The organism is Burkholderia sp. MSMB1826, assembly GCF_001526325.1.
GTDB lineage: Bacteria > Pseudomonadota > Gammaproteobacteria > Burkholderiales > Burkholderiaceae > Burkholderia.
In genome coordinates this window covers 86,587-106,256 of sequence record NZ_LOYN01000057.1, presented here as the reverse complement: position 1 = coordinate 106,256, position 19,670 = coordinate 86,587, and the positions used below count along the sequence as shown (strand labels likewise).

Below are 19,670 nucleotides of genomic sequence, written 5' to 3'. Positions count from 1 at the left end.
TCCGGCGATTCGCCCGATTCGCCGAGTCAACCCTTCGTTCTATCCGCCTTTGCCATATCGATACGTCGCACCGACTCAGCGGCGTTATTCCCGCAGGCAAAAGCCGGATTTTCCCGATATCGAATCCTGCCGTGAGTGAACGTTCACTGCACCGGAGGCACGCGCCTGTTCGGGCGGCCCGCAATTTTTTTCGATTTATATGACGTTATGCTCGGCGTGGCCGACTATCGAATGCGTGCCCGATGTAATACCGACCGGGCCGGATGATTCAGCGGAAGTATTTACGCGCGACCGATTTTCAAACCATCCGGCCGCCCCTTCATGTGAATGACGCCACCATTCAGGAGAGCATCCGCCATGGTCGACCGGAAACCGATTCGGGCCGTGCTGCTCGCCGCCGCGATTGCGACGATCGCGCCGGCCGGATATGCGGGCAATACCACCGACTGGATCGCCAATACCTACGGCACGCTCGCCGCCCATGTCGGCAACGTCGCGCGGTCGATGTGGGTCGCGCCCGAAGGCGTGATCTACACGGCGTCGATGTGGGACGAGGATGAAGGCGGCGTCGCGATCTACCAGAACGGCAAGAGCATCGGCTCGATCGGTGCGCATTCGGAATTCCAGGGCAGCGCGATCACCGGCAACGCGACGTCGCTGTTCGTCGCGCTGCAGCCCGGCAAGACGTACGGCAGCGGCGCGGTGGGGCGCTACAACCGCGCGACGAAGTATCGCGACCGCGTCATCCAGATCAGCGCGGCGACGAACCAGCCGCGCATCGACGTCGTGACCGGGCTCGCGACGGCCGGCTCGTTGCTCTATGCGAGCGATTTCTACGGCAATCGCGTGCGCGTGTTCACCACCGACGGCGTGTGGCAGCGGGACATCGACGTGTCGGCGCCGGGCGCACTCGCGGTGGACGGCGCAGGCAACGTGTGGGTCGCGCAGAAGAATGCGGGCTCGATCGTCGGCTTCAGCCCGGCCGGCGCGCTGCTGAATACGATCCGGATGCCGGCCGGCTCGCACCCGTCGGCGCTGTATGTCGATGCGGCGGCCGGGCAACTGCTGGTGGGCGACGAAGGCCCCGACCAGAACATCAAGCGTTATTCGATATCGGGCCGGCCCGCGCTGGCCGGCACGTTCGGCGTACGCGGCGGCTATCTCGACACGACGACGGGCATCAAGGGGCAGGTCGGCCCTCAACGCTTCACGCGCATCGTCGGGATCGGCAAGGATAGCGGCGGCAACCTCTATGTGCTCAACAACCCGTGGGGCGGCAGCTGGGATCTCGGCCGCAACGGCGCGACCGACATTCATGCGTACGGCAGCGGTGGCAATCTGCGCTGGACGCTGCAGTCGCTGAACTTCGAAGGCATCGCCGCGCCGGACCTGGTCACGGACGGCGCGCTGTTCTACGGCAGCACGCACGTATACAGCGGCAGCGCGGGCGGCAAGTTCGTCGCGAACACAGTCGATCCGTTCACGTATCCGTCGGACCCGCGCATCAACATGAGCGATACGCAGCGCGACGAACACTTCGGGTTGCTCACGTCGGTCGGCGCGAACCGGATCCTCGTCGCGGCCGGCCAGAATCCGCCGGTCTTCTACTTCTATCACTTTAATGCGGCGAACGGTTACATCGCGATTCCGGACGGCTCGATTCCGGGCCCGGCGTTCAACACGACGCAGCGCGTGACGGGCGGCTTCAGCCTCGACAGCCAGGGCGGCGTATGGGCCGGCCTCGACAAGACCGGCGCGATCACGCACTACCCACTGACCGGCTTCGACGCGAACGGCAAGCCGTCGTGGGGGCCGGGCGTCGCGACCCGCATTCCGGCCAGCATCCAGCCGCTCACGCGCATCGTCTATCTCGCGGACAGCGACACGATGGTGCTCGCGCAGGGCGCGCTCGGCAGCAACGACTGGACGTCGATCGGCACGCGCATCGAGGTGTATCACGGCTGGCGCGCGGGCAATACGACGAAGCCGGACCCGGTGATCACGCTGCCGCACAGCGGCGCGAAATCGATCGATGCGGCGGGCAACCACCTGTTCGTCGGCTACTGGTTCAGCAGCAGCGGGCCGCTGTGGCCGAACGTCGACGCGTTCAATCTGACGACCGGCAATCTCGACACGACGCTCATCAACACGAGCCCCGCGACCGTCGACACCAGCAGCGCGATCGATGCGATGTACAGCATCCGCGCATACCGTCGGTCCAACGGCGAGTACGTGGTGATGAAGAACAACGTGAAGGGGAACAGCATCACCGTGTATCGGTGGACGCCGTGACGGGCATGCGCCGATCTCGGCGGTGACAATACGATGGCTGTCATCGAAACGCCTTCGCTGTAACGATGTGTAATTGTCCGGGCCGCAATGGAACCGGTCACGTGCTTGACATTGGGTGGCGATGTAATTCCCGCACGTCGACGATCGCCGACGCGCCGTATTTCGATCGATAGTACGGGCTCCCGCCGCTGCGCGATACGGCCAGACGACGCCAGGATCATGCCGGACACGTCAGACGATACTCGCCCCCACCAGTACAGAGGATTCCTATGAAAAATATCCAGGTCAAGCGCGCGCTCCGGCTCGGCGCGATCATGTCGGCCGTGCTGTTTGCATCGCAGGCATATGCGGACGGGTTCAACGCCGCCGATGCCGCCCGCGTGCCGAGCGGCCAGTTCGTCACGCCGCTGGTCGTGCGCGGCGCGGTGCGGCAATTTCTGAATCCCGGGCTGACGGCCTATCCGCATTTCGTCGCGGGGGAGGCCGTGCGCTCGCAATTGAGCCCCGACGGCAAGACGCTGGCGATCATCACCGCCGGTCAGAACTCGCTGTACAAGCCGGACGGCTCGGTCGATACCGCAGCGTCGACGCAGTTCATCTTCCTGTACGACGTCGCGGGCGCGAACAAGACGCGCCCGGCGCTCAAGCAAGTGCTTCAGCAGACCAACGCGTTCGTCGGCCTGGTGTTTTCGCACGACGGCAGCAAGCTCTATGCGACCGGCGGCAGCGACGATGCGGTTTACGTGTATGCGCAGCACGGCGGCGCGTGGGCGCTATCGACCACGATCGCGCTCGGCCACGGCGGCAAGGGCGTCGGCATTCGCGTGCAGCCGAACGCAGCCGGTCTCGCGCTGTCGGCCGACGGCAAGACGCTCGTCGTCGCGAACAACTACAACGATTCGATCAGCGTGATCGATACCGCGACCGGCAGCGTGCGCTACGAGCATGACTTGCGTCCGTTCTTCTCCGGTAACGAAGGCCGTAGCGGCGATGCCGGCGGCACGTTCCCGTTCGCGGTCGCGATGAAGGGCAACGGCATCGCATACGTATCGTCGGATCGCGATCGCGAAATCGTCGCGGTCGACGTGTCGTCGCCGTCGCATGGCCGCCTCGTGAAACGCATCAAGCTGGATGGCAACGCGCTCGGCATGACGCTCGACGCATCGCAGTCGCGGCTGTTCGTCGCGCAGGACAACGCCGACCAGGTCGCGGTGATCGACACCGACAGCAACGCGGTCGTGAACCGGATCGATGCGCGCGCGCCGGCCGGCGTGCTCCCGCACGGCCAGGCGCATACGGGCGCGGCAACGTACGCAGTGACGCTGTCGCGCGACGGTCGCACGCTGTATGCGACCAACGCCGGCGCGAACGAAATCGCCGTCATACCGCTCGTCGGCGAGCGCGCGTATCGCGTCACGGGCTTGATCCCCACCGCGTTCGAGCCGCACGACGTGACGTTCAGCGCCGACGGCACGTGGATGTACGTCGTGAACGGCAAGAGCACGACCGGCCCGAACCCGGATCACCTGTTCGGCGCAACGCCGGCGCAGGCAGCCGCGTCGCACGCGTCGAACGAATATCAGTTCCAGCTCGAGCGCGCGTCGCTCGTGAGCGCGCCGGTGCCGGCGGCCCATGAACTGCCGATGCTCACGCAGCAGGCGGCCCGCAACAACTTCTATCGTCCGGAAGACAACGACCGCGACAACGAAGTGATGGGCTTCTTGCGCCGTCACATCAAGCACGTGATCTACGTCGTCAAGGAAAACCGCACGTTCGACCAGGTGCTCGGCGACATCGGCAACGGCGCCGACGGCGATCCGCGGCTGGCCCAGTTCGGCCGCAACATCACGCCGAACTTCCATCGTCTCGCGAGCCAGTTCGTGACGCTCGACAATTTCATGAACCCGGGCGACGGCAGCATGGACGGCTGGTCGTGGGCGCTGCAGGGGCGCGTCACCAACACGGAGACGATCACCCAGCAGATCAACTACGCGGCGGTCAATCGCGGCCTGTCGTACGAGAGCGAAGGCACCAACCGCAGCGTGCCGGTCAACTGGGAAACGGTGCAGCAACGCGACGCGGTGGCCGGCCCGGCCGGCACGACGAACTACAGCAACGCGGCGGCGGCCCTGCCGGGCGGTGCGGCGAACCTGCTGCCCGGCACGGGCAACCATGCGTCGTCCGATGCGCCGTTCGGCCGTCAGCGCGGCTACATCTTCGATGCGGTGCTGGCCGGCGGCGGCACCGTCCGCAACTACGGCTTCCTCGTGAACAACGTCGGCAGCATCGGCACGGCCGCGAACCCGATCGTCGATCCGCATGCGGCCGGTGTCGTGCAGGCCGCCGCGCTCGATCCTCGGCTCGCGCCGATGACCGACGTGTACTTCCGCGGCTTCGACCAGACGTATCCGGATCAGTGGCGCCTCAACGAGTGGAAGCGCGAGTTCGACCTGTACGTCGCGAGCGGCAACCTGCCGACGCTGTCGCTGGTGCGTCTGTCGCACGATCACATGGGCGCGTTCGGCACGGCGTTCGCCGGCGTGAATACGCCGGAAACGCAGCAGGCGGACAACGATCTGGCCGTCGGCCGGCTCGTCGAGGCCGTGGCGAAGAGCCCCTATGCGAACGACACGCTGATCGTCGTAACCGAGGACGATGTGCAGGACGGTCCCGATCACGTGGATTCGCACCGCGGGCCCGCGTACATCGTCGGGCCGTATGTGAAGCAGGGCGCGGTGATCCGGACGCGCTACAGCCAGGTCAACGCGCTGCGTACCATCGAGGACGTGCTCGGTACGCAACACATGAACCTGAATACCGCGTATCAGCGACCGATGACCGACGTGTTCGACGTGCATGGTCCGGTGTCGTGGAGCTATACGGCCGTCGCGTCGACGGCGCTGAAGGGCACCGGGTTGCGCGTGGCCGAAGCGGCGGGCGAGAACGCGCTGCAATACGCGGCCGGCCCGGACGTCACGCCGACGCACGACGCCGCGTACTGGGCGAAGGTGACGGCGAAGTTCGACTTCGACGATGCCGACGAAGTGCCGGCGGATCAGTTCAACCGCGTGTTGTGGAAGGGGATGATGGGCGCGCGGCCGTATCCGAAGCTGCGGGGTGTGACGCAGAAGGTCGCGAGCCGCGACGACGATTGATCGTTCGGGCGGTCGAGGTGGAAGCGGGCCTTTCCGTCGGGAGGGCCCGTGCTTTTAGCGGGGCGCGTGGCAACTGCGGGTATCGCCGGCTCCTGATGGGGTCGCGCGGCGTCACGCGTGCCAGATCATGTTCGCGCTCGTGTCGGTTTCCGATGCGACGCGAAAGCCGAGCCGCTCGTAGAGCCGCCGCGCCGGGTTGCCATGCAGCACGCTGAGCGATACCGGCACGCGCGCATGCGCGGCGTCGGTCAGCAGCGCGTGCAATACGGCTTCGCCGATTCCCTGCCGCTGGCGCGCGGGGTGGATCTGGATCTGATGGACGTGCCATTCGCCGGCCGCGCGCGTCACCTTCAGCAGGCCGATGGCGTCGGCGCCTTCGCAGACGATCATCGCGTCGTCGAAGTTCGCGCGGATGCGCCGGTCGTGCGCTTCATCGTCGGTCGGCGCGCCGACGCGCTCCAGGTGCTCGGTCATCGTGGGCCGACGGAGCGTCAGCAGGAACGGGAGGTCTTCCCGGGAGGCAGTACGCAGATGGATTGCCGGTTTCATGAGTGGTGAGCGGTTGCGTCGCGCGCGAGGCTTCGACGTGGATCACAGGCCCGGCAACGGAATCTGCAGGCCGGCCGGGCGATGTTCGAGGACATCCGTGACCTCGTACTCGGTTTTTGCCCCGTCCGAAGTGTGCCACTGCTGCATACGGACATTGCACAGGAGCACGTCCCCCTTGCTGAAACTGATCTGGCTGTTGTTCACGCGAGACAGGAAGCCGGCATCCGTGATCGTCGCGTGAATCGTCGACGTGCCGTCGTACAGTCGCCATTTGTTGTCGTCCTTGAACGCAAGCGACACGATCGAGAACGCCATCTTGCGATGCTCGTCGAGCAGGAGCGCAGCGGTTGGCTCGGGCGCGTGAAACCATGGCATCTCGTCGCGGGTGACCGTCTCGTACACCTCCGTGTCGGTGCCGGCCGCGAACATCTCGATGCCGTCGCGCGCGAGCGGCGCAAGCACTTGCGCGGTTGCGTGGCGAACGCGGACGTCGCGCAGAAGCGTGAGCACGGGCAGGTCGATTTCGAGGGCGTCGCCGTCGACGTGCAGCACCGCGGTGTAGTCCCGCATTCGCACTTGGGCGATCTCGCGCCCACGCAGCCATTTGAGGACCGCGAAAAGCCCGCTCCTCGCTCTTGGCGCGGCGATGCCGAGCGCGGTCAGGATCGTGACCGCGTTGGCGAGTGCCGTGCCTTCGTTGCCGCTCAACAGATCGCGCATGCGGCCGAGCAGGGAGGTCGCGAGCGTGAAATCGATGCCGAAGCTGCCGGTCTTGAAGCTGCCGCGCACGTTCACCTGCGGCCGAACCTGATCGCCGCACAGCGCGCGCGTCGACGCATCGAGCAAATCGCCGAAGGGGAGCAGCGCGGGCGCGAGTTCGCGCACGTCCATCTCGGACGATTCGAGCGCGGGCCCGTCGTAGGTGACGCGAAATCGGCTCATCGCGTCGCAGGGGCCGATATCGGCCGGGCCGGTACTGTTTCCATTTGCGGTCATGTGGCGTGCTGGCAGGAAAGGTGGACGATACCCGAAACGAACGCTTTCGGACGTCCTTCATGTTGAACACGAATGACTGTTTGCGCGCGATTTTGGCCATCCGGACAAGACGACTCGCCGACGCGTCCCGACAGCGGCCGACAAGCAACGAACTTGTCCGATAGCGTCAATTCGGACGCGAATCCATGTCAGGTTGCTGCGACCATGAATCGGTTTGAAGCGCTGCGCACGTAGATCGGGGCAATGCAACGCCAATTGAGCGGCGAGCGATTTCTCGCGCTTCGCATCTACCGGCAGGATGCGTACATCTATCGGTTGTCGCGCGCCATCACGTTCACCGACGGGCAGGTCGCGAAGTATTCGTTTCCTGCTCCGCACGAAGCATGGCGGCGCGCGCTTCCGGCCGCCGCGCAATCCGCTCCCGCACCTCCGGCGCCGCGAGGCACGTGGCCACGGCCTCGTACCCCGGCGCGCCCGGGTAAGGCACCACGCGCGCAGGCGGGCTGTGATTGGCCGGGCACAACAGGATGGTTTCGTCGGGGCCGACCGCTGCTAGATCGAGGATCGCCGTCGAGCGGGTCAGCAGGAACAGCGGCCGCATGCCGGCGGCCGCGCGTTCGCGCAGATGCGCGATCAATGCCAGTTGGGTGGCGCGGTCGAGGCCTTGTTCGATCATGTCGACGATCCGCACGCGCGGGCTTTCCGCTTCGAGGCTGACGAGCAGCGCGGTCAGCGCCGCCGACGGCGTCGCGCCGTTGTCGACGAGCAACGCCGACGTGCGGTCGACGCGCGACTTCAGTTCCGGATCGGCACGCAATGCGTCGGATGCCGCGGCGCAATCGTCGTCCAGCCGATCGAGGCCGACGAACGCGGCGCCAGGCAACGCATCGGCCAGCCGAAGCGCGAGCCGCGTCTTGCCGCTCCCCAGCGAACCGATGATGTAGTTCAACGGCCGGATATCGCGACACTCGAACCGTTCGCCGCCCCACGGCCACGGCAGATTGAACGCGACACCCGCGTCCGTTTCGCCGAGTAGCCGCGTCAGGTCGCCATCGGCCGGCATCCGGCCGCGCGTGAGGTCGGCGCGCATCGCGCGAACGCCGTCGAGCTTGCTCACGAGCGCTCGAATCTCGTGATCGAGCGCCGCTTCGTGAGTAGCCAGCGCGGCGTCGAGATGGCGCGCGTCGCCGTCGAGGACGCCCGCTACCTGCGCGAGCCCGAGGCCGAGCTTGCGCAGCGCCGCGATGTCGGCAGCGCGCGCGAGGTCTTCCGGGCCGTACGCGCGGTATCCGGCCGGCGTGCGTGCTGGCGTAACGAGGCCCTGCCGCTCGTACAGCCGCAGCGCCTTGATCGAGACGCCGAGCCGCGCGGCGGCGGCCGATGCGTTCAAACGGGGTGTGTCCGTACCCATCCGTCACCTCTTTGCCGACGATTCGTTGCGCTCAGCATAAAGGCGATCCCAAGGGTCGGGTCAAGCGCGATCGCGCGAACGTTCAGTCGGCGGCCGCGAACTCGTCCCGCAGCGCGCGATACAACCGCCGATAGCGCGCGAGCCGCCCCGCCAGCAGATCGGCCGACGCGGCATCGGGCACGACCGTCTCCGCGACGGGCGGCGCGACACAGACTTCCCCCAGCGTGTCGCCCGTCGCCGCAAGCCGCGCAAGGCGCGCTGCGCCGAGCGCCGCCCCGACCGCGCCGTCCGCATGGCGCTGCATCGCGAGCCCCGTCGCATTCGCGCACAGCCGCGCCCAGAACGCGCTCTTCGAGCCGCCGCCGATGAACGACACCGCGTCGAGCGTCGTGCCGGCCGCGCGCAGCGCGTCGTAGCCGTCGGCCATCGCGAACGCGACGCCTTCCATCACCGCATACGCGAGATCATCGGCATCGTGTTCGTTCGACAGCCCGAAGAACACGCCACGCGCATGCGCGTCGTTGTGCGGCGTGCGCTCCCCGCCCAGATACGGCAGGAACAGCGGCGCGCGAGCCGGATCGGCGCGCTCGGCGCGCGCCGCCAGCGCGCCGGGCGTCGTGCCGTGCGCGCGCGCGAGCCAGTCGAGGCTCGCGGCGGCCGACAGGATCACGCTCATCTGGTGCCAGCGCCCTTCGACGCAGTGACAGAACGCGTGCACGGCGGCGTCCGGGTTCGGCGCGAAGCGGTCGTTGCCGGCGAACAGCACGCCCGACGTGCCGAGCGACAGAAAACCGCTGCCGGCGCCCGTGACGCCCATGCCGATCGCGGACGCCGCGTTGTCGCCGGCGCCGCCGGCGATCGTCACGGGCCCGGCGATACCCCACTCGCGCCGCAGCGCGTCGCGCAACTGCGCCGCGGCCGCGTTGCCTTCGACGAGGCGCGGCATCTGTGCGCGCGACAGGTCGGTCGCGGCGAGCATCCGGTCGGACCAGTCGCGGCGCGCACAGTCGAGCCACAGCGTGCCCGACGCGTCGGACAGGTCGGACACGAATTCGCCGGACAGGCGCCAGATCAGGTAGTCCTTCGGCAGCAGCACCTTGTGCACCGCGCGAAACACGGCCGGCTCGTATTTCGCGAGCCACAGCAGCTTCGGCGCGGTGAAGCCGGGCATCGCCATGTTGCCGGTGATCGCGCGCGATTCCGGCACCAGCGCCTCGAGCTCGACGCATTCGGTGCCGGCGCGCGTGTCGTTCCACAGGATCGCGGGGCGCAGCACCTGGTCCGCGCGGTCGATCAGCGTCGCGCCGTGCATCTGGCCGGACAGCGCGATGCCGCGCAGCGCGGCGAAGCCGGCCGGGTGCGCGGCGCGTACCGACGCGATCGCGTCGAGCATCGCGTGCCACCACGCCTGCGGGCTTTGTTCGGACCAGTGCGGATGCGGCCGGCTGATCGACAGCGTGGCGGAGCCGGTCGCGAGCGGGACCGATCGGGAATCGGTGAGGAGAACCTTGACCTCGGACGTGCCGAGATCGATGCCGAGATATGTCACGTATGAAGCGTCCTGTCTGGGGCGCGCGGCGGCGCGCGTCGCGGGGGCGGCGCGTCGTCGCGGCCGTGCGGTTCGTTGAGCCGGTGCAGCGCGCGGAACTTCGACGGCGGCACCTGTTTCATCGCGAGAAACTGACGGTTGAAGTTCGACAGGTTGTTGAAGCCCACCCGGTAGCAGATGTGGGTCACCGTCAGGTCGGAAAACATCAGCAGCTCGCAGGCCTCGTTGATGCGCAGCCGGTTCAGGTAGCGCACGAACGACGAGCCGGTGTGACGCCGGAAAAACCGCGTGAAGGTGCTGACGCTCATGCCGGCGAACGCGGCGACGTCGGTTTCGCGCAGCATGCCGGGCAGGTTCTGCTGCAGGTACGACAGCACCTGGTTGATGGTCGACGACATGTAGTGCTGCGCGTCGCTGCGGTAGCCGGGCCCCGCGAGCACGCGCCGCTCGCGGCACGACGACAGCCGGTCGAACAGCGACATCAGGATCCCGACGCGCCGGCAGCCGTGCGCGTTCGCGAGTTCGAGCATCAGCGGCGCGACCTCGATGCCCACGCGGTCGGGAAACTGCACGCCGCGCGCCGCGTCGTCGATCAGGTCGATCACCGGCTGCAATTCGCTGAACGCGCCGACCATCTTCTCGATCGCATCGCGCGAGAACTGCAGCACGACGTCGCGCGACGGCACGCGTTCGCCGTCGGCGAGCTCGCTGACCCAATTGTGCGGCAGATTCGGCCCGGTGACGATCAGGTTGCCGGGGCCGAAATCGCCGATGTGGTCGCCGACGAACACCTTGCCGCGCGACGCCTGGATCAGATGAATCTCGTACTCCGGATGGAAGTGCCACTTCGCGACCGAATGCGGATAGTCGTGGACCCACGCGCGGAACGATTCGTCGCGGTGGGTGGGAACGATCTCGAGATCCGGGTTCATCGTGTGCTCCGTCGGGGCAGGCCGGCGTACTACGAACGGGACGTCGACCAGCCCGTCGCGGCAGGCGGCGTGGCGCGCGTCGCGGCCGCCGGCGCCGCCGCGTGCGCGATCGGGTTCGCATCCGGCGGCAGCGCGACGTTGCGCTCGGTGCCGGCGTCGAACAGATGCAGGGCTTCTTCGTCGAAGCGCAACGCTACCACGGCGCCCGGCGCCGGAGCCATCGGGGCCGGCACGAGGGCCGCGCACGGCTGGCCGCGCCAGTCCAGCGTGACGAGCGCCTCGGCGCCGAGCAATTCGACGAGTTCGACCGTGCCGGTCAGCGCGAGCGTACCCGGGGTCGGATCGCCTTCGGAGACGAGCCGCAGGTGGTTCGGGCGAATCGCGGCCTTCACCTGCTGGCCGTCCTGCAGCCGCGCGAAGCGTGAGGACGCGAGCGGCCAGCGCGTGCCGTTGCAGTCGAGCAGTACGGTCGTGCCGACGCGCGCGATCGTGCCGTCCGCGAAGTTCATCGCGGGCGTGCCGACGAACCCGGCCGCGAACACGGTATGCGGCTGGCCGTACAGCTCGGCCGGCGTGCCGATCTGCTCGATGCGGCCGCCGCGCATCAGCACGACGCGGTCGGCGAGCGTCATCGCTTCGAGTTGGTCGTGCGTGACGTACAGCGTGGTGGTCTTCAACTGCCGGTGCAGCCGCTTGATGTCGCCGCGCAACTGCGTGCGCAGCTTCGCGTCGAGATTCGACAACGGCTCGTCGAACAGGAACACGTCGGGCGTCTTGATCATCGCGCGCGCGATCGCCGCGCGCTGCTGCTGGCCGCCCGACATCGCGCGCGGGCGGCGCTCGAGCAGCGCGTCGAGGCTCAGGATGCGCGCGACGTCGCGCACGCGGCGGTCGATCTCGTCGGCCGGCACCTTCAGGCGCCGCAGGCCGAACGCGATGTTGTCGTACACCGTCATGTGCGGATACAGCGCATAGTTCTGGAACACCATCGCGACATTGCGCTCGCGCGGCGGCAGGTCGTTGACGACCGCGTCGCCGATCGCGAGCTCGCCGCCGGTGATCGCCTCGAGGCCCGCGATCATTCGCAACATCGTCGACTTGCCGCAGCCGGACGGGCCGAGCAGCACGATGAATTCGCCGTCGGCGATCTCGAGGTCGAGCGGATGCAGCACGGCGGGGCCGCCGTCGTAGTGCTTCGACAATGCGTGGCAGACGATTCGGGCCATGGCTCAATCCATTTCGATCTGAATCTTGACGTCGCGCGGCTGCCCGCTCGCCGCTTCCTCGAACGCGCGCACGCCTTCGGAAAACGGGAACGTGCGCGAGATGAACGGCTTCACGTCGATCGCGCCGGATGCGATCAGCGCGAGCGCGCGCGGGAAGATGTTCGCGTAGCGGAACACCGATTCGATGCGGCCTTCCTTCGCCTGCAGCGCGACCACGTCGAGCGGCACCGGCGCCACCGGCATCCCGATCAGCACCGCGCAGCCGCCGGGGCAGATCAGATCGACGAGGCCCGCATACGCGTTCGCGCTGCCGCTTGCCTCGAACACGACGTCCGCGCCCCAGCCGCCCGATGCGTCGGCCACCGCGTCGGCGAGCGGCTGCGTGCGCACGTCGACAGTCGTGACGGCCGGATTGCCGGCGAACAGCGCGAGCTTGTCCGGCACGACGTCGGCGAGGATCACGCGCGCGGCGCCGCCGGCAAGTGCGGCGAGCGCCGTCATCGCGCCGATCGTGCCGGCGCCGATCACGACCGCGAGGTCGCCCGGTTTCATCGCCGCCTTCTTCGCGGCCTGCAGGCCGATCGACAGCGGCTCGACGATCGCGCCTTCGGCGAACGAAACGTTGTCGGGCAGCCGGTACGTGAACGTGGCCGGATGCACGACGAACGGCGTCAGGCAGCCGTGGACCGGCGGCGTCGCCCAGAAGCGCACGTCGGGATCGAGGTTGTAGAGCCCGCGCAGCGTCGCGGGCGAATCGAGGCGCGGCACGCCGGGCTCCATGCACACGCGGTCGCCGACGCGCAGGTGCGTGACGTCGGCGCCGGTCTCGACGACGGTGCCGGACGCTTCGTGACCGAGCACCATCGGCGCATCGACGCGGAACGGGCCGATTCCGCCGTGAACGTAGTAATGCACGTCGCTGCCGCAGACGCCGACCGTATGAACCTTGATCCGGACGTCGCCGGGGCCGACCTCTTGCGGCAGGTCGATGTCGCGCAGCGCGAGCTCGCGCGTGCGTTCGAGTACGAGCGCTTTCAACGTGTTCTCCTTATTTTCCCTTGACGATCGAATTGAGCAGCCGGCTCAGCATGCCGACGAATACGAGCGGCGGCAGCGCGAGCAGCACCGTCGACGCGTTGATCACGCCCCACGGCACTTCCTGGCCGAGCGACGTGAACGCGGACGCGACCACCGGCAGCGTCGCGCTGCGCGACGACGTGAGCGCGAGCGCGATCATCAGTTCGTTCCACACCAGCACGAAGCTGAACACGATGCCGCCGAGCAGCGTGCTCGCGCACACCGGCAGCGCGATATGCCAGAACACCGCGTACGGGCCGTAGCCGTCGAGCGCGGCGGCTTCCTCGATCTCGCGCGGCAGCCGGCGAAAGACGGGAATCGACAGCCACGTGATGGTCGACAGCGTGACGAGCAGGTACGTGACGATCATCGACAGCTTCGTGTCGTACAGCCCGAGATCGACCCAGATCGCGATCAGCGGCAGCGCGACCGCGACGGGCGGCAAAAAGCGCAGCGACAGCAGGAAGAACTGGATGTCGCGCTTGCCGCGCACGGGGTAGCGCGCGATCGCATACGCGGCCGGCACGCCGAGCAGCGCGCCGATCAGCACGGCCGCGCCGACGATCGCGATGCTGTTGCCGAGGCCGATCAATACTTCGGGGCTCGACAGCACCTGTTCGTAGTTCGCGAGCGTCGGCGTGAAGAGGAAGCGCGGCGTCGGCGTGACGATGTCGAGCAGGTGCTTGAGCGAATTAAGCACGGCCCAGAACAGCGGGAACGCGGCGACGATCAGGATCGCGCCGGCGATCGCGACGGTGGACACGGTGGCGGCAGGGCCGCGGCGAGCCATTCGGCGAGCCGTCAGTCGTCCCATTTGTTGACCCTCTTCCAGATGAGCGTGAAGACGAGCGTGGTCGCGACCATCATCAGCACGGCCATGCCCGACGCATACGACACCTTGCCGGCGAGGCCGATGCCCTGCTGGTACGCGTAGAGATCGAGTGTTTCGGTCGCGATGCCGGGGCCGCCCTTGGTCATCACGTAGATCAGGTCGAACGAGCGCAGCGATTCGACCATCTTGATGAACACGAGGCTCACGAGCGGCGCCTTCAGCATCGGCAGCGCGATGTACGCATGCACCTGCCACGTCGTCGCGTAGTCGAGCCGCGCGGCTTCGAGCGGCTCGGGCGGCAGCGTCTCCAGCAGCTTCAGGATCACGACCGCGAAGAACAGACCCCACTGCCACACGTCGACGAGCGCGACCGCATACAGCGCGAGATGCGGATCGGCGAGAAACGCGGTGTGCTCGACGCCGAGCATGCCGAGCAGCCAGCTCAGGATCCCGGTGAGCGGCGCGTACATGAACTTCCAGATGAACGCGGCCGACACGCGCGGCAGCAGCACCGGCATGATCAGCACCAGCGACGCGACACGGCGCCAGCGACCGTGCACGCGCTCGAACAGGAACACCGCGAGCGCGATGCCGACCAGCACCGCGCCGGCGACCGTGACGACTTCCCACAGCACCGACACCTCGATCGCGTTCAGGAAGCGCCGGTCCGACGCGAGCCGGACGAAGTTGCGCAGGCCGACGTATTCGCTGTCCGGGTAGCGCAGCACGCGGTTGCGCAACGCGAGGTTGATCGCGGCGATCGTCGGGACGAGGCTCAGGACCGCGAGCAGCACGAGCGTCGGCGCGAGGAACACCCACGGCAGGCTCGTGCGGTCGCGGCGCGCGCCGGCGCGCCGGGCCGAAGGCTGGGAAGGGGCCGGGCGGACGCCGAGCGCGCGTCCGCCGGCGCCGTCATTTGCGAGCGACATGTTCGAGCGCGTCCTTCGCGTACTGGTCCGCGTCGTCGAGCGTGCTGCGGATGTCCGTCTGCGTGCCGGTGAACACCTGTTCGAGCGCGATGCCGAGGTTGTCGCCGATATCCGGCCACTGCGGCGTGCGCCAGATCGTCACCTGCGTGACGGGGTTGGTGTCGTTCAGCCCGGCCTGGATCTGCGGCGCGACGTGTTGCTTGAAGTACGGGCTGGCGATCGTGCTCGAGCGGTTGTAGTCGCTGAACACGCCGTTGCGCAGCCGTGCCTGCTCCTGGTCCTTGCTGGTCGCCCATGCGATGAAGCGGCCGGCGGCCATGCGCGTGCAGTCGTCCTTCGCGCCGACGGCCGAGATCGCGAAGCCGTGACCGTACGCGGCCGACGGCAGCGGCGCGGGCGGCCGCGTGTAGCCGACCTTGCCGGCCACGCTCGACTTGCTCGCGTCTTCCATCCAGTCCGCGAACGGCGTCGACTCGATCATAAACGCGACCTTGCCGGAGCGGAACGCTTCGAGCGCGTTGCTCCAGTCGTAGGTGGCGGCGCCCGGCGGCGCGTACTTGAACAGGTCGCCGTAGAGCTGCGTGGCCTTCACGGCGGCCGGCGAATTGAACGCGGGCTGGCCGCCCTTGTCGGTCCACGCGCCGCCCATGCCGAGCATGAACGGCGACCAGCGCCACACGTTCATCCCCGAGCCGCGCTGGCCGCGCGCGACCCAGCCGTACAGCTTCGGCGGCGCGTTGAGCTTCTTGATCGCGGCGACGAGCTGGTCGAGCGTCTTCGGCACGGGGATGTGCGCGGCGTCGAGCAGGTCGCGGCGGTAGAACAGGAAGTCGCCGCCGCCGATCAGCGGCGCGAAGTACGCGACGCCGTTGTAGCTCGCGACCGCGCGGCGGCCGGGCAGGAAGTCGTCGTAGTCGTATTCCTTCGGGTAGTACTTGAGGAGCGGCACGATCCAGTTGGCCGACGCGAATTCGGCGACGTTCGCCTCGTCGACGTAGTAGATCTGGTAGGAGCCCGCGCCGGTCGACGCGTCGAGCCGCGATTTCGCGCGGCGGTCGTTCTCGCCGAAATAGCTGATCTCGACCTTCGTGCCGCTCTTCTTCTCGTAGTCGGCCAGCGATTTCTCCATCACCGACAGGCCGAGGCTCTTCTGCGCGAGCACCCGAAGGGTCGGCACCTTGCAGACCTGCGCGGCCGCGACGCCCGGCAGACAGGCGCCGAGCAGCACGCCGGCTGCGACGATTCGCATCTTGTTCACCCGTGTCTCCTTGATTCTGCTTGTTCGAATGCCGCCGATGACGGCAGGAACAATGGTGTGACGCGGGCGATGCGATCACCACATCAAAAGAGTTTGCAAACCGATACTTTTTGCTCAGGTCGGGTCGTGCGATGCACAAAATGTGGTGGTCGGGGTGGGCGCGGGCACGGCGACCGACCGACGGGAGGCCAATGCGGCGTTACCCGCGCGACGGACGCTGCGGCGCATCGTCGAGCGCGATCCGGTAGACGCGCAGCGCGTTGTCATGCCAGATCGCGCGGCGCGCGGGGCCGTCGAGATGCGCGATCGCGCCGGCGAACGTGCGCAGCAGCGCGGGATAGGACACGCGCAGCCCGGCCACCGGGAAATTGCTCGCGAACAGGCAACGCCGCCAGCCGAAGATCGTGATCGTGTCGCGGACGATCCGCGCGTTGTTCGCGTCATTCCATGCCGCATCGCGCAAGCCGAGCTCGGAGATTTTCACGGTCACGCGCGGCAACGCGGCGAGCGCGGTCATGCCGCGGCGCCAGCGCGCGAGCCCGGCTTCGGAACGATCCCACGGCAGCCCCGCGTGTTCGAGCACGACGTCGACTTCGGGCGCATCGGCCAGCATCGCGGCCGCGTCGCCGAGATGCCAGAACGGCACGCGCAGATCCCAGCTCAGGCCGTGCGCGGCGAGACGTTCGAGCGCCGCCGGCCAGCGCGGATCGTGCAGTGCGCCCGGTTCGTCGATCGATGCATCGGGCGCTGCCGCGGTGCGCGGCTTGAAACGGACGCCGCGCACGCGCGGCCATGCGGCCTGTTCGGCGAGCCGTTCGTCCGCGTCGCCGGCCAGCAGGTCGACCCACGCGACGAGCGCCGACGGCAGCGCGTGCGCGGCCGCGACCTCGTGCAGCCAGCGCGTTTCCGCGAGCGCTTCGTCACGCGCACGTTCGGCTTCGACGTGCACGCTGGCGACGAGCGGCGCGCATCGTGCCGCGCGCCGGAAATCGTCGACGCCGAAGTTGCGGCACAGCGCCGCGTAGTCGCCGAACATGAAGCGCGCCGGGTCGTAGTGCGTCTGCAGCCACGGGTAGTGCGCGCCCGCATCGAGTCGCCACAGATGATGATGCGCGTCGACGAGCGCGTCGGGCATGCCGTCGGGCGGCGCGTCGTCGCGCATGTCAGAGCGCGCCGGCGAGCACGTACGACGCATCGGGCTCGCGCAGCGTCGGCAGCGCACCGACGAAGCGCCATGCGTCGAGGTCGAGTTCGCGCACATGGTCGTCCTGGAACGATACGTATGCGACGCGCCGCGACGGATGAAACGACAGCGCGGTCGGGTTCGCGGGCAGCGCGATGCGCTCGATCTCCTCGAGCTGGCGCGCGTCGAATACCGAGATCGACCGTTCGCCCGAATTGGTCAGCAGCAGCAGGTCCCGACCGTCGGGCGCGCTCGCCCGATAGATGCGGTTCGGATCGCTGCGGGTTTTCACGCGGCGGCGGCAGGTCATCGTTTCGGTGTCGATCTCGACCAGCGTGTCGTCGCCGCGATTCGCGACGAACAGCGTGCGCTCGTCGCTCGACAGCGCATTGCCTTCCGGGCGCGGGCCGGGCATCACCGCGCGCGGCGCGACCGTCGCGTCGCGCGGATGGAATTGCGTGACCGTGTTCGACAGCAGATGCACGCCGTACGCGCGGCTCGCGTCGCGCGAGAGCGTCACGAGGTGCGTCTTCACGCCGCCGGACGGCACGGCCATGTTCGGTACCGATTGCCGGGTCGGCTCGTCGAATACGAGCAGCATGTCGTGCGCCTCGCTCATCGCGTACAGCCTCCCGTCGCGGTCGCTCGCCATCCCGTGCGGCCGGTAGTACGGCCACAGGTCGAGCATGCGCGTGTGCGTGCGCTCGACGAGATCGATCTCGGCGATCCGGTGATCGCCTTCATGACCGCGCGACCACGCAGTCTCGATCCCGAAAATGCCGACGTACGCGTAGCGGTCGTTCACGTCGACGGTGAACTCGTGCGGAAAGTTCGGCAACACGATGTGCTTGAGCGCGGCGTGGGTTTCGAGATCGTAGAAGCTGAAGGTGTGGGCGCATTTCTGCACCAGCAACAGGATGTCGTTCATGGTGTGTCTCCGTTGTTTCGTTCGCGTGCCCGCCGTGTGTCGGCGCGCGCGTCAGTCTTCGCAGCGGCGGGGCAGCGTCAGCGCGAGCAAGCCTGCCACGGCCAGCGTGACGGCGAGGCTGTACACGCCGGCCGCCGCGCTCACGTGCTGCGTCAGCACGCCGACCGCATACGGGCCGCAGAAGCCGCCGAGGTTGCCGAGCGCGTTGATCAGGCCGCGTGCGCTGCCGGCCGCCTCGACGCTGCAGAGCTTCGGCGGAATCGCCCAGAACACGCCGGCCGCCGCCTGCAGGAAGAAGCCGCAGCCGATCAGGAACGCGAACGACACGGCCATCGACGCATGCGTGAGCACCGACAGCGCGAGGCACGCGGCGAAGCCGACGAGCGGCAGCAGCACGAACAGCCGCCGCTTTCCGGTCCGGTCGGACCAATACGACGTGACGAGCATCCCGATCACCATCGCGACGTACGGCAGCATCGCGAGCAGGCCGATCCTGCCCATCCCGCTGTGCGTGAGGTTTTTCAGCAGGGTCGGCAGCCACATCGTATAGCCGTAGATGCCGGCCTGATAGCAGAAGTTGATCGCGATGAGCAGCCAGATCGTCGGGTGGCGCAGCAGCGCGCCGAACGAGGCGGCCGCCGGCGTGCCGGCCGCGCGCTTGCGTTCCTGCTCGTCGCGCAGCGCGTCGAGGATGTACGCCTTCTCGCGCGGCGACACCCAGCGTGCGGTCTGCGGGCCGTCGTCGGCGAACAGCATCCACACGACCAGGCACAGCAGCGACAGCGCGCCCGCGCTGAAGAACAGGTGATGCCAGTCGTACGCGGCGAGGATGAAACCGGACAGCGGCGCGGTGATCATCCCGGCGAGCGGCACGAACAGGATGACCATCGCATTCGCGCGGCCGCGTTCGCGATCGGGAAACCAGTGGCTGACCATCGTCAGCACGACGGGCAGCATCCCGCCCTCGGCCACGCCGAGCAGGAAGCGTAGCGTCAACAGTTGCCACGTATGGGTGACGAGCCCGGTCAGCGCCGACAGCACGGCCCAGCTCACGAGCGACCACGCGATGAAGGCCTTGCCGCTGCCGAGCGCCGCATGTCGGCCGCCGGGAATCTGCAGGAACAGGTAGCCGAAGAAGAAGATGCCGCCGGCGAGGCCGGCCATCGTCGCGTCCATGCCGAGATCGGCGTTCATCCCGCCCGGCATCGCGAACGCGATGTTCACGCGGTCCATGTAGGAAATGATGCAGGCGAGCAGCAGCGGCGGGATCACGCGCAGCCAGCGGCGGCGCGGAATGGCTTCGCCGGCTTCGTATGCCGGGGTCGCGGGGTTCAGCAGATTCATGGTGTCTCC

The 19,670-nt window shown here is 67.9% G+C and carries 15 protein-coding genes; 2 read left to right on the top strand and 13 right to left on the bottom strand.

The genetic code is table 11. From position 1 onward, the window contains the following. The first annotated feature begins 357 nt into the window (after nucleotides 1–357). Both WS95_RS30635 and WS95_RS30630 read left to right on the top strand, forming a co-directional pair. Entirely contained in the window at nucleotides 358–2,292 is a 1,935-nt protein-coding gene (locus WS95_RS30635) for an SMP-30/gluconolactonase/LRE family protein (protein ID WP_059827828.1), read from the top strand. A gap of 269 nt (nucleotides 2,293–2,561) precedes the next feature. Continuing rightward, nucleotides 2,562–5,447: a beta-propeller fold lactonase family protein gene (locus WS95_RS30630; protein ID WP_059827826.1), complete on the top strand. Its 2,886-nt coding sequence runs from the start codon at nucleotides 2,562–2,564 to the stop codon at nucleotides 5,445–5,447. 111 nt (nucleotides 5,448–5,558) lie between these two features. Here WS95_RS30630 and WS95_RS30625 read toward each other — a convergent pair whose 3' ends face one another. From WS95_RS30625 to WS95_RS30565, 13 genes are all read right to left on the bottom strand, one after another. Then, nucleotides 5,559–5,996, bottom strand: a complete 438-nt coding sequence (locus tag WS95_RS30625) for a GNAT family N-acetyltransferase (RefSeq protein ID WP_059827824.1) — start codon at nucleotides 5,994–5,996, stop codon at nucleotides 5,559–5,561. Nucleotides 5,997–6,038: 42 nt separating this feature from the next. Continuing rightward, nucleotides 6,039–6,992: a hypothetical protein gene (locus tag WS95_RS30620; RefSeq protein WP_059827822.1), complete on the bottom strand. Its 954-nt coding sequence runs from the start codon at nucleotides 6,990–6,992 to the stop codon at nucleotides 6,039–6,041. 334 nt (nucleotides 6,993–7,326) lie between these two features. Further along, complete coding sequence (locus WS95_RS30615) at nucleotides 7,327–8,403, bottom strand: MerR family transcriptional regulator (RefSeq protein ID WP_059827820.1); 1,077 nt, start codon at nucleotides 8,401–8,403, stop codon at nucleotides 7,327–7,329. 82 nt (nucleotides 8,404–8,485) lie between these two features. Then, entirely contained in the window at nucleotides 8,486–9,952 is a 1,467-nt protein-coding gene (gene xylB / locus WS95_RS30610) for a xylulokinase (protein WP_059827818.1), read from the bottom strand. Next, nucleotides 9,949–10,884 (bottom strand): AraC family transcriptional regulator, encoded by a 936-nt coding sequence (locus tag WS95_RS30605; RefSeq protein WP_059827816.1) that lies wholly within the window; start codon nucleotides 10,882–10,884, stop codon nucleotides 9,949–9,951. Before WS95_RS30605 ends, xylB begins: the two co-directional genes overlap by 4 nt. A gap of 29 nt (nucleotides 10,885–10,913) precedes the next feature. Beyond that, a complete protein-coding gene (locus WS95_RS30600; RefSeq protein WP_059827815.1) occupies nucleotides 10,914–12,110 on the bottom strand; it encodes an ABC transporter ATP-binding protein in 1,197 nt (398 codons plus the stop codon). A 3-nt stretch (nucleotides 12,111–12,113) separates the two neighbouring features. Further along, nucleotides 12,114–13,148 (bottom strand): NAD(P)-dependent alcohol dehydrogenase, encoded by a 1,035-nt coding sequence (locus WS95_RS30595; RefSeq protein WP_059827813.1) that lies wholly within the window; start codon nucleotides 13,146–13,148, stop codon nucleotides 12,114–12,116. 10 nt (nucleotides 13,149–13,158) lie between these two features. Beyond that, a complete protein-coding gene (locus WS95_RS30590; RefSeq protein WP_059827810.1) occupies nucleotides 13,159–14,001 on the bottom strand; it encodes a carbohydrate ABC transporter permease in 843 nt (280 codons plus the stop codon). Beyond that, the gene (locus WS95_RS30585; protein ID WP_257139975.1) at nucleotides 13,989–14,948 is read right to left on the bottom strand and encodes a carbohydrate ABC transporter permease; all 960 of its coding nucleotides are present in this window, start codon (nucleotides 14,946–14,948) and stop codon (nucleotides 13,989–13,991) included. Before WS95_RS30585 ends, WS95_RS30590 begins: the two co-directional genes overlap by 13 nt. Beyond that, nucleotides 14,932–16,197, bottom strand: a complete 1,266-nt coding sequence (locus WS95_RS30580) for an ABC transporter substrate-binding protein (RefSeq protein ID WP_373557175.1) — start codon at nucleotides 16,195–16,197, stop codon at nucleotides 14,932–14,934. Before WS95_RS30580 ends, WS95_RS30585 begins: the two co-directional genes overlap by 17 nt. Before the next feature lie 208 nt (nucleotides 16,198–16,405). Then, nucleotides 16,406–17,368, bottom strand: coding sequence for an amidohydrolase family protein (locus WS95_RS30575; RefSeq protein ID WP_059827806.1), 963 nt, complete (start codon nucleotides 17,366–17,368; stop codon nucleotides 16,406–16,408). 1 nt (nucleotide 17,369) lies between these two features. Beyond that, nucleotides 17,370–18,317: a YncE family protein gene (locus WS95_RS30570; protein ID WP_059827805.1), complete on the bottom strand. Its 948-nt coding sequence runs from the start codon at nucleotides 18,315–18,317 to the stop codon at nucleotides 17,370–17,372. Between the two features lie 51 nt (nucleotides 18,318–18,368). Continuing rightward, entirely contained in the window at nucleotides 18,369–19,661 is a 1,293-nt protein-coding gene (locus WS95_RS30565; RefSeq protein WP_059827803.1) for an MFS transporter, read from the bottom strand. Nucleotides 19,662–19,670 lie beyond the last annotated feature (9 nt).